At 53.9% G+C, this 14,675-nt stretch carries 10 protein-coding genes; 5 read left to right on the top strand and 5 right to left on the bottom strand.

What is annotated here, in order from left to right:
- Window positions 1-126 precede the first annotated feature (126 nt).
- A complete protein-coding gene (gene yghB, locus IB214_RS03435) occupies window positions 127-786 on the top strand; it encodes a DedA family general envelope maintenance protein YghB (RefSeq protein WP_115257486.1) in 660 nt (219 codons plus the stop codon).
- 80 nt (window positions 787-866) lie between these two features.
- Here yghB and IB214_RS03430 read toward each other — a convergent pair whose 3' ends face one another.
- A complete protein-coding gene (locus IB214_RS03430) occupies window positions 867-1,766 on the bottom strand; it encodes an AraC family transcriptional regulator (RefSeq protein WP_135953045.1) in 900 nt (299 codons plus the stop codon).
- 194 nt (window positions 1,767-1,960) lie between these two features.
- Between IB214_RS03430 and yqhD the strand changes: the two genes are divergently transcribed.
- From yqhD to IB214_RS03415, 3 genes are all read left to right on the top strand, one after another.
- On the top strand, window positions 1,961-3,124 hold the full coding sequence (gene yqhD / locus IB214_RS03425; RefSeq protein ID WP_115257484.1) for an alcohol dehydrogenase: 1,164 nt from the start codon (window positions 1,961-1,963) through the stop codon (window positions 3,122-3,124).
- 222 nt (window positions 3,125-3,346) lie between these two features.
- Window positions 3,347-4,174, top strand: a complete 828-nt coding sequence (gene dkgA / locus IB214_RS03420) for a 2,5-didehydrogluconate reductase DkgA (RefSeq protein WP_096755664.1) — start codon at window positions 3,347-3,349, stop codon at window positions 4,172-4,174.
- Window positions 4,175-4,356: 182 nt separating this feature from the next.
- Window positions 4,357-5,817, top strand: a complete 1,461-nt coding sequence (locus IB214_RS03415; protein WP_161959019.1) for a DASS family sodium-coupled anion symporter — start codon at window positions 4,357-4,359, stop codon at window positions 5,815-5,817.
- An 86-nt stretch (window positions 5,818-5,903) separates the two neighbouring features.
- On the opposite strand, the gene IB214_RS03410 is transcribed toward IB214_RS03415, so the two are convergent.
- A complete protein-coding gene (locus tag IB214_RS03410; RefSeq protein ID WP_096755663.1) occupies window positions 5,904-8,075 on the bottom strand; it encodes a YgiQ family radical SAM protein in 2,172 nt (723 codons plus the stop codon).
- Window positions 8,076-8,470: 395 nt separating this feature from the next.
- On the opposite strand from IB214_RS03410, the gene IB214_RS03405 reads away from it, so the two are divergent.
- A complete protein-coding gene (locus IB214_RS03405) occupies window positions 8,471-9,946 on the top strand; it encodes a TrkH family potassium uptake protein (protein WP_115257482.1) in 1,476 nt (491 codons plus the stop codon).
- Window positions 9,947-9,962: 16 nt separating this feature from the next.
- Here the strand turns inward: IB214_RS03405 and ftsP are convergent, their stop codons facing one another.
- From ftsP to parC, 3 genes are all read right to left on the bottom strand, one after another.
- Window positions 9,963-11,375, bottom strand: a complete 1,413-nt coding sequence (gene ftsP, locus IB214_RS03400) for a cell division protein FtsP (protein WP_115257481.1) — start codon at window positions 11,373-11,375, stop codon at window positions 9,963-9,965.
- Between the two features lie 71 nt (window positions 11,376-11,446).
- Complete coding sequence (gene plsC, locus IB214_RS03395) at window positions 11,447-12,184, bottom strand: 1-acylglycerol-3-phosphate O-acyltransferase (protein WP_117342675.1); 738 nt, start codon at window positions 12,182-12,184, stop codon at window positions 11,447-11,449.
- Window positions 12,185-12,379: 195 nt separating this feature from the next.
- Complete coding sequence (gene parC / locus IB214_RS03390; RefSeq protein WP_096755658.1) at window positions 12,380-14,638, bottom strand: DNA topoisomerase IV subunit A; 2,259 nt, start codon at window positions 14,636-14,638, stop codon at window positions 12,380-12,382.
- Between the last annotated feature and the right edge of the window lie 37 nt (window positions 14,639-14,675).

Raw genomic sequence — 14,675 nt, 5'->3', positions numbered from 1 at the left:
CCGCAGTTGGACATATATGCAGACACTTCTGGTGGAAAAGTCTGCAATTGTTGCGTCCGGGATCAAGGCATCCCGGACAATTCAGGAGTACAATCCACTCATAAATGCTGTTCCACAGGAAAGTCCATGGTAGTCATTCAAGATATTATCTCCGCGCTCTGGCAACACGATTTTGCCGCGCTGGCAGATCCGCACGTTGTGAGTGTGGTGTACTTCGTCATGTTTGCCACGTTGTTTTTAGAAAATGGTCTGCTGCCTGCTTCCTTTTTACCCGGAGACAGCCTGCTGTTACTGGCCGGAGCGCTGATCGCGCAGGACGTGATGAGCTTTCTCCCGACAATTGCTATTCTGACTGCCGCAGCCAGTCTGGGCTGTTGGCTGAGCTATATTCAAGGGCGCTGGTTGGGCAATACGCGAACGGTGAAAAGCTGGCTGGCGCAATTACCTGAAAAATATCATCAGCGTGCCACCTGTATGTTTGACCAACACGGTCTGATGGCGCTGCTCGCGGGACGTTTCCTGGCATTTGTTCGCACCCTGCTGCCAACAATGGCGGGGATTTCAGGTCTGCCTAACCGCCGGTTCCAGTTCTTTAACTGGCTGAGCGGCCTGCTGTGGGTCACCGTGGTCACCAGCTTTGGCTATGCGCTCAGCATGATCCCATTCGTTAAACGCCATGAAGATCAGGTGATGACCTTCCTGATGATCCTGCCCATCGCACTGTTAACTGCTGGTCTGCTAGGTACCTTGTTCGTGGTGATTAAAAAAAAATGCTGTAGCGCCTGAGTCGTCATCGTTGGCCGGGTAAAATCACCCGGCATTTTCGCCTGATGGCGCTTTGCTAATCAGGCCAACGGTGAACATCATTAACTTCCCTGCATCGTCCGAATTCTTGCCGCATCCTCCCCCGGCGTTACGCCAAAGTACCGTTTAAACTCGCGGCTAAACTGCGACGCGCTCTCATAGCCAACCCGCATTGCTGCCGCGCTGGCCTTCATGCCGTCGTGAATGATCATCATCCGAGCCTTATGCAGGCGATAACTCTTCAGATACTGCAGCGGTGAAGTGCTGGTCACCGATTTAAAATTATGATGAAACGCCGACACGCTCATGTTGGCTTCTGCCGCCAGTTGCTCAACGTTGAGGTTCTCGGTGTACTTGTTTTCGATGCGCTTCAGCACGCGACTGATCAAACTGAAATGCGTCTGACGACTGACCAACGCAAGCAGCGCGCCACCGCGTGGACCGGTCAGCACATGGTACAAAATCTCACGGATGATCTGTTTTCCCAGAATTCGCGCGTCCAGCGGTCGCTCCATCACATCCAGCAAACGCTCGGCCGCGCAAAGAATCTCATCAGAAAGCGTGGCCGAGTTTATTCCGCTCGCCGCCATTGCAGGCTGGAACAGTTCATCTTCGCCAATGTCCATCAGGAGTTCCTGCAATTGCAGGATATCGACATTCAGCCGCAGACCGGCCAGTGGAATCTCCGGTGTCGCATACGTTTCACATTCAAAGGGTAAAGGTACGGTGAGCAGCAGGTATTCGTTGGCGTCATAACGAAATACACGCTCATTGATGTAACCAATTTTATGGCCAGAGAAGAGAAATATAATGCCAGGTTCATACATCACAGGGGTGCGAAGTCCAGGCTCCATGCCATACAGTAAACGCACATCAGGCAGCAATTTATTGAGTTTATTTTCATTATTTTTCAGCTGCTTAATTTTTTCCGTCAGCAGAAGGCAGACATCATCACGGTTCATAGAGCGCCCTTTCGTCATCGAATTGTAACGTCCACAGTGTGCGTATTTTTATCCGTTTTCTCCAGTAGTCTGTAGAAATAGGCAAGACATTGGCAGAAATGAGCATTGAGAGGAATGCGTCTGACGACCACAATGTTCACCATCAGGCAGACACTCACCTGCCCTCTTTTTTTACCCACTCAAGGTAACGAGCAATGAATAACTTTAACCTCCATACCCCAACCCGCATTTTGTTCGGTAAAGGCGCTATCGCTGAACTGCGCGATCAAATCCCTCAGGATGCTCGCGTGCTGATTACCTACGGCGGCGGCAGCGTGAAAAAAACCGGCGTACTGGCACAGGTTCAGGATGCCCTGAAAGGTCTGGATGTACTGGAGTTTGGCGGAATTGAGCCGAACCCGTCTTATGAAACGCTGATGAATGCGGTCAACATCGTGCGTGATGAGAAGGTGACATTCCTGCTGGCCGTCGGCGGCGGCTCTGTTCTCGATGGCACTAAATTCATCGCCGCAGCGGCCCATTACGCTGAAGGTGTAGATCCGTGGCGCATCCTGGAAACTCACGGCAACGACGTAAAAAGCGCCATCCCGATGGGCTCCGTTTTGACCCTGCCGGCAACCGGCTCTGAATCAAACTCCGGCGCGGTAATTTCCCGCAAAACCACCGGCGATAAGCTGGCCTTTATGACACCGTTTGTGCAGCCGGTCTTTGCCGTGCTGGATCCGGTTTACACCTACACTCTGCCGCCGCGTCAGGTCGCAAACGGCGTAGTGGACGCGTTTGTTCACACCGTAGAGCAATACGTAACATACCCGGTCAACGGCAAAATACAGGACCGCTTTGCCGAAGGTATTTTGCTCACATTGATAGAAGAGGGCCCGAAAGCATTGCAGGAGCCAGAAAACTACGATGTCCGCGCCAACGTCATGTGGGCAGCGACCCAGGCGCTGAACGGCCTGATTGGCGCAGGCGTACCGCAGGATTGGGCTACCCATATGCTCGGTCACGAACTGACCGCGATGCACGGTCTCGATCACGCACAAACACTGGCCATCGTTCTGCCGGCACTGTGGAATGAAAAACGCGACACTAAGCGCGCCAAACTGCTGCAATACGCGGAGCGCGTCTGGAATATCACCGAAGGGAGTGATGACCAGCGTATCGATGCCGCCATTGCCGCGACGCGTCAATTCTTCGAGCAGATGGGCGTCCCAACCCGCATGTCCGACTACGGTCTGGATGGCAGTTCCATCCCGGCGTTGCTGGAAAAACTGGCAGCGCACGGTGGGACGAAACTGGGCGAACATCAGGACATTACGCTGGACGTCAGCCGCCGCATTTACGAAGCGGCACGCTAGGTTTTTTGACCTCTGACTTTCGTTTTTGGGTATTTATACCAGGCTTAAGTCACACAAACCTCACCGGGGCTGCTCCGGTGAACTCAATTTACACCCAATCATTCATGATGCATCGAGGCGGCAATTGAGTGAATCCCCGGGAGCGTACATAAGTACGTGACCGGGGTAAACGCAAGCAGCCAACAAAGAGGCAGCCTGAAGGATTCAGTGTAGGGGGGAATTATGACCAGTCCGACCATTATCAAGCTACAGGATGGTAACGTCATGCCTCAACTGGGCCTGGGGGTCTGGAAGGCAAGTAATGAGGAAGTCATCTCCGCGATCCATAAAGCGCTGGAAGTCGGTTATCGCTCTATTGATACCGCTGCCGCGTATAAAAATGAAGACGGTGTCGGTAAAGCATTACGCGACTGCGGCGTGCCCCGGGAGGAGTTATTCATCACCACTAAACTGTGGAATGACGACCAGAAACGTCCCCGAGAAGCGTTGCTCGAAAGCATGGAGAAACTCCAGCTCGATTACCTCGATCTTTACCTCATGCACTGGCCCGTCCCGGCAATCGACCATTACGTTGAAGCATGGGAAAACATGATCGACCTGCAAAAACAGGGACTCATTAAAAGCATTGGCGTGTGCAACTTCCAGATCAACCATCTCCAGCGCCTGATGGATGAAACGGGCGTTGCGCCAGTGATTAACCAAATCGAGCTGCACCCGCTTTTACAGCAGCGGCAGCTTCATGCCTGGAACGCCACGCATAAAATCCAGACTGAATCCTGGAGCCCGCTGGCACAAGGCGGCAAAGATGTGTTCGATCAAAAGATAGTTCGCGATCTCGCCGAAAAATACGGTAAATCACCGGCACAAATTGTCATTCGCTGGCATCTGGATAGCGGCCTGGTGGTGATCCCTAAATCAGTCACTCCTGCGCGTATCGCGGAGAACTTTGATGTCTGGGACTTCCGCCTGGACAAAGATGAACTAGGCGAAATGGCCAAACTCGACCAGGGGAAACGTCTGGGACCGGACCCGGATCAGTTCGGCGGCTAATCCCTTCCCTCCAGCCCGGCATCCCAGTCGGGCTCTTCCTGCATGGAAATATCAAGAAACAATTCACTTACATTTATTGATGTATTTATTTCAGTCGCTGGAGCAGCATTGCGCTACATAACCTACTAATTATTCACTAAATATATTCATACGGTGAATATATTCACAATGTATATAGGTGCATGACCGTGGCTGAAAAAAAATCGCAGGGAGTTAAATGGCTCCCATTAATTCTAATAATTTTGATTTCAGCCAGGCTCTGGCAACTTACCCCACCAACGGGATTAAGCGCTTCCGCCTGGCATTCGGCAATTATTTTCGTGGCCACTATCGCCTCTATCGTGGCAAAAGTTCTGCCCATTGGCGCAGTCGGTATTATTGGCATAACCGTCTTTGCCCTCGCCTATGCCGCCGGGGATAAAACCGCCAGCGGTGCGATTACCACCGCTCTGAGCGAACTGAACAGTTCACTCATCTGGCTGATCGTCGTTGCCTTTATGATTGCCCGCGGGTTTATCAAAACCGGCCTTGGTCGACGTATCGCCCTGCAGATGATCCGCCTGCTCGGCAAGCGCACGCTCGGACTTGCCTACGGCCTGGCGTTTGCCGATCTGATCCTCTCTCCGGCGATGCCCAGCAATACGGCACGCTGCGGCGGCGTCATCTATCCGATTGCCGACTCACTGGCGCGCAGTTTTCATTCCAATCCGGAAGATGAATCGCGCAGCAAAATCGGCACCTTCCTCATTACCTGCATTGGCAACGTCAACGACGTCACCGCCGCACTGTTTATGACCGGCTATACCGGCAACCTACTGGCAGTAAAACTGGCGGCCAACGCCGGGGTCACGCTAACCTGGGGAAGCTGGTTTATGGCGGCGCTGCTGCCTTGCATGGTGTCTTTGCTGTTGGTTCCGCTGCTGGTGTACTGGCTGGTGCGTCCGGAAATTAAACACACGCCGGATGCCCCGAACCTGGCCCGTCAGGAACTGGCGGAAATGGGCAGCATGTCACGCGGTGAGTGGTTGATGCTGGGTACCGTTGGCGTCCTGCTGGTGCTGTGGATTTTTGGCGATACGCTAGGCGTCGATGCCACCACCGCGTCGTTCGTTGGACTCTCAATTTTACTGCTCAGCGGTGTGCTGAGCTGGGAAGACGTCAAAAGCGAAAAAGGTGCATGGGACACGCTGATTTGGTTTGCCGCACTGCTGATGATGGCAAACCAATTGAAGAAGCTCGGTTTCACCACCTGGTTTGGTAATCTGATTGGCGATAGCCTCAGCAGTACCATGCATGGCACCAGTTGGGTGGTCGTCCTGCTGCTGCTTAACGCCGCCTACTTCTACACCCACTACTTTTTTGCGAGCGGAAATGCGCAGATCGCCGCATTGTACGCGGTATTCCTTGGCGTCGGCCTGCATCTGAATATCCCGGCAGCCCCGACCGCGTTGATGCTGGCTTTCACCAGCAGCCTGTACTGCTCTCTCACCCAGTACACACATGCGCGTGGTCCGATCCTGTTTGGTGCGGGGTATGTGCCGACGGGCGTCTGGTGGCGAACAGGGTTTATCGTCAGCCTGTTTAACCAGGCAGTCTTTATTACCGTAGGTCTGATGTGGTGGAAGGTGTTGGGGCTGTACTAAAACAGATTTGCCGGATGGCGGTGCAAGCACCTCATCCGGCTTTCAAAGCAGTGGCCCAATAAGCAGAGCGCTACCGGGCTTCAGGATTAACGCCCTGCTACTTTGCCACGTTTTTTATTCGCGGCGGGCGTCTGGCGCTGGTGTGCAACAGGTGTGTGCTTGGTCAGTGCCGGGCGAGTATGACGATTCTGGCGACGCGCTTCACGCATTTCTTCCAGCGTAGGCGACGGAACCAGACATTCACGACGACCGCCAATCAGGTGCTTTTTACCCATATCTTCCAGCGCCTGACGGATTAACGGCCAGTTAGCCGGATCGTGGTAACGCAGCAGCGCTTTATGTAAACGACGCTGCTTATCGCCTTTCGGCACCACCACATCTTCACTCTTATAGCCAATTTTACCCAGCGGGTTTTTCCCGGTGTAATACATGGTTGTCGAGTTCGCCAGCGGTGATGGGTAGAAGTTCTGTACCTGATCAAGGCGGAAACGACGCTGCTTCAACCACAACGCCAGATTCACCATATCTTCGTCACGCGTACCCGGGTGCGCAGAGATAAAGTAAGGGATCAGATACTGCTCTTTACCGGCCTGCTTCGAGTAGGTGTCGAACAGCTCTTTAAAGCGGTCGTAGCTACCCATGCCCGGCTTCATCATCTTCGACAGCGGACCTTCTTCGGTATGTTCCGGTGCAATCTTCAGATAGCCACCAACGTGGTGGGTCGCCAGCTCTTTGATGTAGCGCGGATCTTCCACGGCGATGTCGTAGCGCACGCCGGACGCAATCAAAATCTTTTTGATGCCTTTCAAATCACGCGCGCGACGATAGAGGTTAATCGTCGGTTCGTGGTTGGTGTCCATATGCGGGCAGATGTCCGGATAAACGCACGACAGACGACGGCAGGTCTGTTCCGCACGTGGCGACTTACAGCGCAGCATGTACATGTTGGCCGTTGGGCCACCCAGATCGGAAATCACGCCGGTGAAGCCCGGTACGGTATCGCGAATCGCCTCGATCTCGTTGATGATCGAATCTTCAGAACGGCTCTGGATGATGCGCCCTTCATGCTCGGTGATCGAACAGAAAGAACAGCCGCCAAAGCAGCCGCGCATAATGTTGATGGAAAAACGGATCATCTCGTAGGCCGGAATACGGCTGTTGCCATATGCCGGGTGCGGGACACGTTTATACGGCAGCGCGAAGACGCTATCCATCTCTTCGGTCGACAGCGGGATCGCCGGAGGGTTAACCCAAATGTAGCGGTCGCCGTGTTTTTGCATCAGGGCGCGCGCGCAGCCAGGGTTGGTTTCGTGGTGCAGAATACGTGAGGCGTGAGCGTACAACACTTTGTCGCCTTTCACCTTCTCATAAGACGGCAGCAGCACGTAGGTTTTTTCCCACGGCTTCGGACGCGCAGGCTGAACGGTCACCGCTTTGGCTTCCTGCTTTTTAGGCGCTACTGGCTTGTTATCTGCACACGGTAAATCTTCACCGTACGGATGCGGGATAGGGTCAATTTTCCCCGGCATATCCAGACGCGTGGAATCCACACCGCTCCAGCCGGGCAGCGCTTCTTTAACCATAATCGCGGTGTTACGCACGTCGCGGATTTGGTCGATGGTTTCACCCATCGCCAGGCGGTGCGCAACCTCAACCAGCGGACGTTCACCGTTGCCGAACATCAGCATATCCGCTTTGGAATCCACCAGCACCGAGCGGCGCACGGTATCAGACCAGTAATCGTAATGCGCGGTACGACGCAGGCTGGCTTCAATACCACCAAGGATCACCGGCACGTCTTTCCATGCTTCACGACAACGTTGGGTATAAACCAGTGTGGCGCGGTCCGGGCGCTTACCGGCGACGTTGTCCGGCGTATAGGCATCATCATGGCGCAGGCGACGATCGGCAGTATAGCGGTTGATCATCGAGTCCATGTTACCGGCGGTTACGCCGAAGAACAGATTCGGTTTACCCAGACGCATAAAGTCGTCTTTACTGTTCCAGTCCGGCTGGGCGATAATCCCGACGCGAAAACCCTGGGCTTCCAGCATACGGCCACAAATGGCCATACCGAAACTCGGGTGATCAACATAGGCATCACCGGTAACCAGAATAATGTCGCAGCTATCCCAGCCAAGTTGGTCCATCTCTTCTCGCGACATTGGCAGAAACGGCGCGGGGCCAAAACAGGCGGCCCAGTACTGCGGCCAGGAGAAAAGGTCTCTGTCCGGTTGGATCAGGGATATTGCGCTCATAATGCTTCCAAAAATGGTAAAAAAATAATCAAAGGCCGGGGATTATACGCTGTATGTCCGCCAGAAATGAAGCGGAGTCTGAGCCAGACGAGTAGAAAGTTAAATAAATTGTTAAATTTTACTACGCCTACTTTTATCTATACCCAAAATAATTCGAGTTGCATGAAGGCGGCAAGTGAGTGACAAATTCGTCAGGAAAGAATTTGAACAGCCAAAGGCTGGCCTCCGGTGAGGGACATGGATGTCCCTCATTAATCTCCAGGAGCATAGATAACTATGTGACTGGGGTGAACGAACATAGCTAACGCACATGCTACTTGAAGTATGACGGGTATATCATAATTGACATCATGTCTTGCCAGCCGTACCAGGTCTTTTTGGCGGGGGATTTTCCATTGCATCGCAACGAATCACTTAATATTTCCCAGCTGCGGGTTGTTCTTCACCTGTGCGGATTTCTGGTTCTCCTGTACAGCTTCTCTATGCTGCCGCCGATGGCCATCGCCTTGCTGAACAAAGAACGGAGTTATTTTGCTTTTTTGAGCACCTTTGCCGTTTTTTTTTCCCTCGGCGGCGGTGCCTGGCTGGCGACAAAACGTGCGGGCATTCAGCTACGAACCCGCGATGGGTTCGTCATCATCGTTCTTTTTTGGCTACTTTTTTCATTCATCAGCGCCATGCCGATGTGGATGGAAGACGGGTTAAATCTCTCCTTTGCCGACGCCCTGTTTGAAGGCGTCTCCGGTATTACCACCACCGGGGCGACGGTCATTGACGATGTCGGCGCGATGCCCAGATCTTATCTGTATTATCGGGCACAGCTCAATTTCATCGGCGGTCTTGGCGTTATCGTCCTCGCCGTTGCCGTCCTGCCGCTGCTGGGGATCGGCGGCATGAAGCTGTATCAGTCTGAAATGCCAGGGCCGTTTAAAGAAGAACGCCTGACCCCACGACTTGCCGATACCGCACGTACGCTGTGGCTAACCTATGTCACCCTGGGGTTTGTTTGTACGCTGGCCTACTGGATTGCCGGCATGTCGTTTTTCGATGCGTTATGCCATGGGCTTTCGACAGTCTCCCTCGGTGGGTTCTCCACCCGAAGCGAAAGTATCGGTTTTTATAACAGCCACGCCATTGAGCTTGTCGCCGGGCTGTTTTCGCTGCTATCTGCCTTTAACTTCACCCTCTGGTACGTCGCCATTGTCAAACGGACCTTCAAGCCTTTTCGCCGTAATGCCGAACTGCAGCTGTTTCTGATCATTGCGCTGGTGATCACCCTGATAGCCACCTGGCAGGTCTGGCGGGCAGGTATGTACAATTTAACGGACAGTCTGGTGCATGCTTTTTTTCTGGCAAGCTCAATGCTCACAGACAACGGCCTGTCGACGGCGGATTACGCCCAGTGGCCTTCACATACTATCTTCATGCTTCTCATCGCCAGTTTCTTCGGGGGGTGTATCGGTTCGACCTGCGGGGGTATTAAGGCGCTGCGTTTTTTAATTATGTTCAAGCAGTGCCGACAGGAATTACACCAACTGGCCCATCCTCGTGCATTACTGAATATCAAAGTGGGTAATAGCGTGGTTAACGAGCGCGTGATCCGCTCAGTGTGGAGCTTCTTTTTTCTCTATGCTTTGTTTACCAGTTTTTTCGTCTGGGCGCTTAATCTGATGGGCTACGATCTCTTTTCCTCGTTCGCCACCGCCGCGGCCTGTATCAATAATATGGGGCTGGGATTTGGCGTCACGGCGGTCACGTTTGGTACTTTAAACGAAGAGGCAAAGCTGTTGATGTGCGCGGCCATGATCATGGGGCGTCTGGAAATCTACCCCATTTTGATCCTTTTCTCGCGCATGTTCTGGCGGGCGTAATAGCCTGCCCGGCACATTATGGCGCCGGGTTCACCAGCATCTGTCCGATCGAGCCACGATCGGCCATTTCCAGCGTCTGGCTGTTAAAGTAGAACGGGAAATGCGCCCAGGAAGGCTGTCCGTAATACACCAGCAGCTCAACCTGACCATCCACCCAAACGGTATCTTTCCAGCCCCGGTCTTCCGGGAACGGCATCGCGCCGTTCACATTGCGGATCAGGAAAGAGACGCCTTCGATATGGAAAGACTGCGGCATATCCGCCCGCACCGTCCAGCGCTCCCAGGATCCCTGCTGAGCGGTAATGTCCATGCGGTTTACATCCCACAACTGCCCATTAATGCCGGGATCGTCATCAAGGCTGATCTCACGACTGCGAATCGGTGAGCCGCTTAAAATTTCCGTAGGCAACAAACGCATCGGCAGATTGTCGGTCACCAGCGGCAGCAGCCCGGTCGGGCGCAGGGTCAGTACCAGCGTGGAAATCAGAATACTGGAGGGCTCGAAGAAGCCGCGGATCCGGTCGACAATGCTGGCCGCCTCACCACAGGTGATCGACACTTCATCGCCGTTGGTCATGTCCACCAAAATCTCACGACGTTCACCCGGGGCCAGCGAGAGTTGCTTCACCGAAACCGGCGCGGGTAAAAAGCCCTGATCGCCGGAAATCACATGCAGCGCACGACCGTCACTCATTTGCAGCTGGTAACGACGCGAGTTCGACGCATTGAGTAAACGCAAACGCACCCAGCCGCGAGACACTTCCACATACGGGCTTTGTGCCCCGTTAACCAATAGCGTATCACCAACAAACCCGCCGCTACCCGGCTCGCTGTATTCAGGCGTGCCGAAGTTATCCAGGCGCTTGTCCTGAATAATAACCGGAAAATCATCCACGCCATAATGGTTGGGAATTGGCAGCGACTTACTGACTTCATCTTCAATCAGCCACATACCAGCCAGACCGTTATAGACCTGCTGCGCGGTACGGTTCGGCGTATTGGCGTGATACCACAACGTGGCGGCGTCCTGGCGAATGGGCAATACCGGCGCCCAGTCCGCATTCGGTGACATCATGCGTGCCGGCCCGCCCATCAGTGGGCCAGGAACCTGCAGCCCGGCGACGGTCATTGAAACATTCTCGGTAAGACGGTTGCTGTAAATAAGCTTGACGTCATCCCCTTTCCAGACGCGGATGGTCGGCCCCAGGTAACGCCCGTTAATCCCCCAGACCGGCGCGCGGGTGCCTTGCGTAAAGGACCAGTGAGCGCGTTGCAGGGTCATAAATAGCGGCTGTCCACGGCGAGACTCCAGCAGCGGTGGAACAGGTAACGGTTGTTGCTGACCGGCAGCATTAGCCTTCAGCGGAATAGCACCTGCACACAGTGCGATCCCCGATGTCTGAATGAACTGACGCCGACTGAGTGACATATAAGCTCCATGTAAAACTGGCGATTAACACGCAGGAAAGTATTTCCTGTAACAAACTCGGATGGCGCGAATCACACCTTACCGGTAGCTTCACGCTCGGCAACTTCTTTGTCGAGTTCGGCGATTTTTTGTTCCATTAACGTGCGGCAATGCGCGGCCAGTTCACGAACCTGATCCTTACCATAGTGGCTGATATCTACTGGCGGTAACATCTCGACGATCGCCAGACCATTATTTAATCGGTTAAGTTTAATCTTATTTGAGGTCGTTGAGACGCACACCGGGATCACCGGAACACCCGCGGCAATTGCCGCATGAAACGCGCCAGTTTTAAACGGCAGCAGACCACGGCCACGGCTACGCGTACCTTCCGGGAACATCCAGATAGAGATACGACGTTTTTTAAAATGATTAACGACCGTCGCAATGGTGCTGTGCGCTTTGGCGCGATTGTTTCTGTCGATCAACAGGTTACCGGTGAGCCAGTACAGCAGGCCGAAGAACGGGATCCACAGCAGGCTTTTTTTACCGACCGTAACCGTCGGTGGTTGCACGATCTTCGCGGCGGTAACCATGTCATAGTTATTCTGGTGGTTACAAATATAGATAGCGTTGCCGTAGTCCTTTGCGTCCGGCGGCATGCGGCATTCCACCTTCAGGCCGTACAGGGGGGCCAGTCGACCAAACATATGGCCAAACGTCGAGACGTGTTTTGGATTTCGTGGGCTGAACAGACAATATATACAACCAAAAAAACAGACCAGAATGCAGTAAATTACGGTAATGAATAAACGAAAAATATATAGCATAACAACCTCTAAGGCCTAAGAGCCTGGCATTTTACGTCACCGGATGCAGAACCCTGCGTCAGGTTAGGGCTTTGTTAAGAGCGGCTCTCTGGAAAAGCGTATTGTTAATCGCAATGCACGAATAAACAACGGTTTCACGGGAATTTTTAATGTTGACTCTCCCTGCGTAAAAGCAGGGAGAGTCAGACGACAGCGTTATTCTTCGCTGTCGCCCTGACCGGCACGTCGTGGCGAGTCAATTTCGATACGGTCGATGCGCTGTAAACCGCGCATCAGCGTACCGCGACGCCCACGCTCGCCGGTCACCTTCTGCAGTTCTTCAGGACGCAGTTTAATTTTGCGTTTACCAACGTGAATGGTCAGCGTACTTTGCGGCGGCAACACGTAGAGGTGCGCCAGCCCATCATCCCCTTTCGCCGCTTCTGCAGACGGAATGTTGATGATCTTGTTCCCTTTCCCTTTCGACAATTGCGGCAGGTCACTGACCGGGAACATCAGCATACGCCCGGCATGGGTGATCGCCAGCAGCATGTCGCTTTCATCTTCAAGCACCACCGGCGGCATCACATGCGCGTTCTCCGGTAACGTAATCAATGCCTTACCCGCACGGTTTCGCGCCACTAAGTCATTGAAGGTGCAGACGAAACCGTAGCCAGCATCGGAGGCCATCAGCAGTTTCTGGTCATCACTTTCCATCAGCATATGCTCAACCGTCGCTCCCGGCGGTAGCGTCAGCTTACCGGTCAGCGGTTCACCCTGACCACGTGCCGACGGCAGCGTAATCGGGTCGATGGCATAGCTGCGCCCGGTTGAATCCACGAACACCACCGGCTGGTTGCTCTTGCCCTTCACCGCGGCCTTGTAGCTGTCACCCGCCTTATAGCTTAAGCCCGGCGCATCAATATCATGGCCTTTGGCGCTACGCACCCAGCCGCTTTGCGACAGTACAATGGTGACCGGCTCAGACGGCAGCATGTCGTGCTCGCTCATCGCCTTCGCTTCTTCGCGCTCTTTCAGCGGAGAACGGCGATCGTCGCCATAGGCATCTGAGTCTGCCTGCAGCTCTTTCTTCAGCAGGTTACTCATCTTGCGCTCAGAGGCCAGAATGCCCTGCAGCTGATCGCGTTCTTTCGCCAGCTCGTCCTGCTCGCCACGAATTTTGATCTCTTCAAGTTTGGCAAGATGACGCAACTTCAGTTCGAGGATGGCTTCAGCCTGGGTTTCAGAAATGCCAAACCGCGACATCAGCTCAGGCTTCGGTTCATCTTCATGACGAATAATTTCAATCACTTCGTCAATGTTGAGGAACGCCACCAGCAAACCTTCGAGGATGTGCAGGCGCTTGAGGACTTTTTCCAGACGATAGTTCAGACGACGACGCACAGTATCGCGGCGGAACGCCAGCCATTCGGTGAGGATCTCCAGCAGGTTTTTCACCGCCGGGCGACCGTCGAGGCCAATCATGTTCAGGTTGATGCGGTAGCTTTTTTCCAGATCGGTGGTGGCAAACAGGTGGTTCATCACCTGCTCCATATCCACACGGTTGGAGCGCGGCACGATCACCAGACGGGTCGGGTTTTCGTGATCTGACTCATCGCGCAGATCGTCCACCATCGGCAGCTTTTTATTGCGCATCTGGGCGGCAATCTGTTCCAGCACTTTGGCACCGGAAACCTGATGTGGCAGCGCGGAAATCACCACCGCGCCATCTTCTTTGGTCCAGACCGCACGCATACGCACGGAGCCACGTCCGTTTTCGTAAATCTTACGAATTTCTGCACGCGGGGTAATGATTTCGGCTTCAGTCGGGTAATCCGGTCCCTGGACGATATCCAGCAGCTGATCCAGCGTCGTTTTCGGCTGCTCAATCAGCGTAATCGCCGCTTTTGCCACTTCACGCAGGTTATGTGGCGGAATGTCCGTTGCCATGCCGACCGCAATACCGGTGGTGCCGTTCAGCAGAATATTCGGCAAACGCGCAGGCAGCATCTTCGGCTCCTGCATGGTGCCGTCGAAGTTTGGCACCCAGTCCGACGTCCCCTGGCCGAGTTCCCCCAGCAGCAGTTCCGCATATTTAGACAGTCGAGATTCGGTATAACGCATCGCCGCGAACGATTTCGGATCGTCCGGTGCCCCCCAGTTCCCCTGCCCGTCAACCAGCGGATAACGGTAAGAGAACGGCTGCGCCATCAGCACCATCGCTTCATAGCAGGCGCTGTCGCCGTGTGGGTGGTATTTACCCAGTACGTCGCCGACGGTACGGGCGGATTTTTTAAATTTGGCGCTGGCATTCAGCCCCAGTTCGGACATCGCGTAAACGATGCGTCGCTGAACGGGTTTCAGACCATCACCAATAAACGGCAACGCCCTGTCCATGATGACGTACATGGAATAGTTCAGATAGGCGTTTTCCGTGAATTCATGCAGCGCAAGGCGCTCTGCCATATCGCTCATTAATCGTGGTTCCTCAACTGTTAGCCCGAACAATACC

It is taken from the genome of Citrobacter sp. C1 (genome assembly GCF_014596895.2).
Lineage (GTDB): Bacteria > Pseudomonadota > Gammaproteobacteria > Enterobacterales > Enterobacteriaceae > Citrobacter > Citrobacter gillenii.
This window is presented reverse-complemented; position numbering and strand designations above follow the sequence as displayed.

Coding starts and splice junctions, on each gene's coding strand:
- dkgA (WP_096755664.1), top strand. CDS start 3,347: ATGACCAGTCCGACCATTATCAAGCTACAGGATGGTAACGTCATGCCT.
- yghB (WP_115257486.1), top strand. CDS start 127: ATGGTAGTCATTCAAGATATTATCTCCGCGCTCTGGCAACACGATTTT.
- ftsP (WP_115257481.1), bottom strand. CDS start 11,375: ATGTCACTCAGTCGGCGTCAGTTCATTCAGACATCGGGGATCGCACTG.
- IB214_RS03410 (WP_096755663.1), bottom strand. CDS start 8,075: ATGAGCGCAATATCCCTGATCCAACCGGACAGAGACCTTTTCTCCTGG.
- IB214_RS03415 (WP_161959019.1), top strand. CDS start 4,357: ATGACCGTGGCTGAAAAAAAATCGCAGGGAGTTAAATGGCTCCCATTA.
- yqhD (WP_115257484.1), top strand. CDS start 1,961: ATGAATAACTTTAACCTCCATACCCCAACCCGCATTTTGTTCGGTAAA.
- parC (WP_096755658.1), bottom strand. CDS start 14,638: ATGAGCGATATGGCAGAGCGCCTTGCGCTGCATGAATTCACGGAAAAC.
- IB214_RS03430 (WP_135953045.1), bottom strand. CDS start 1,766: ATGAACCGTGATGATGTCTGCCTTCTGCTGACGGAAAAAATTAAGCAG.
- plsC (WP_117342675.1), bottom strand. CDS start 12,184: ATGCTATATATTTTTCGTTTATTCATTACCGTAATTTACTGCATTCTG.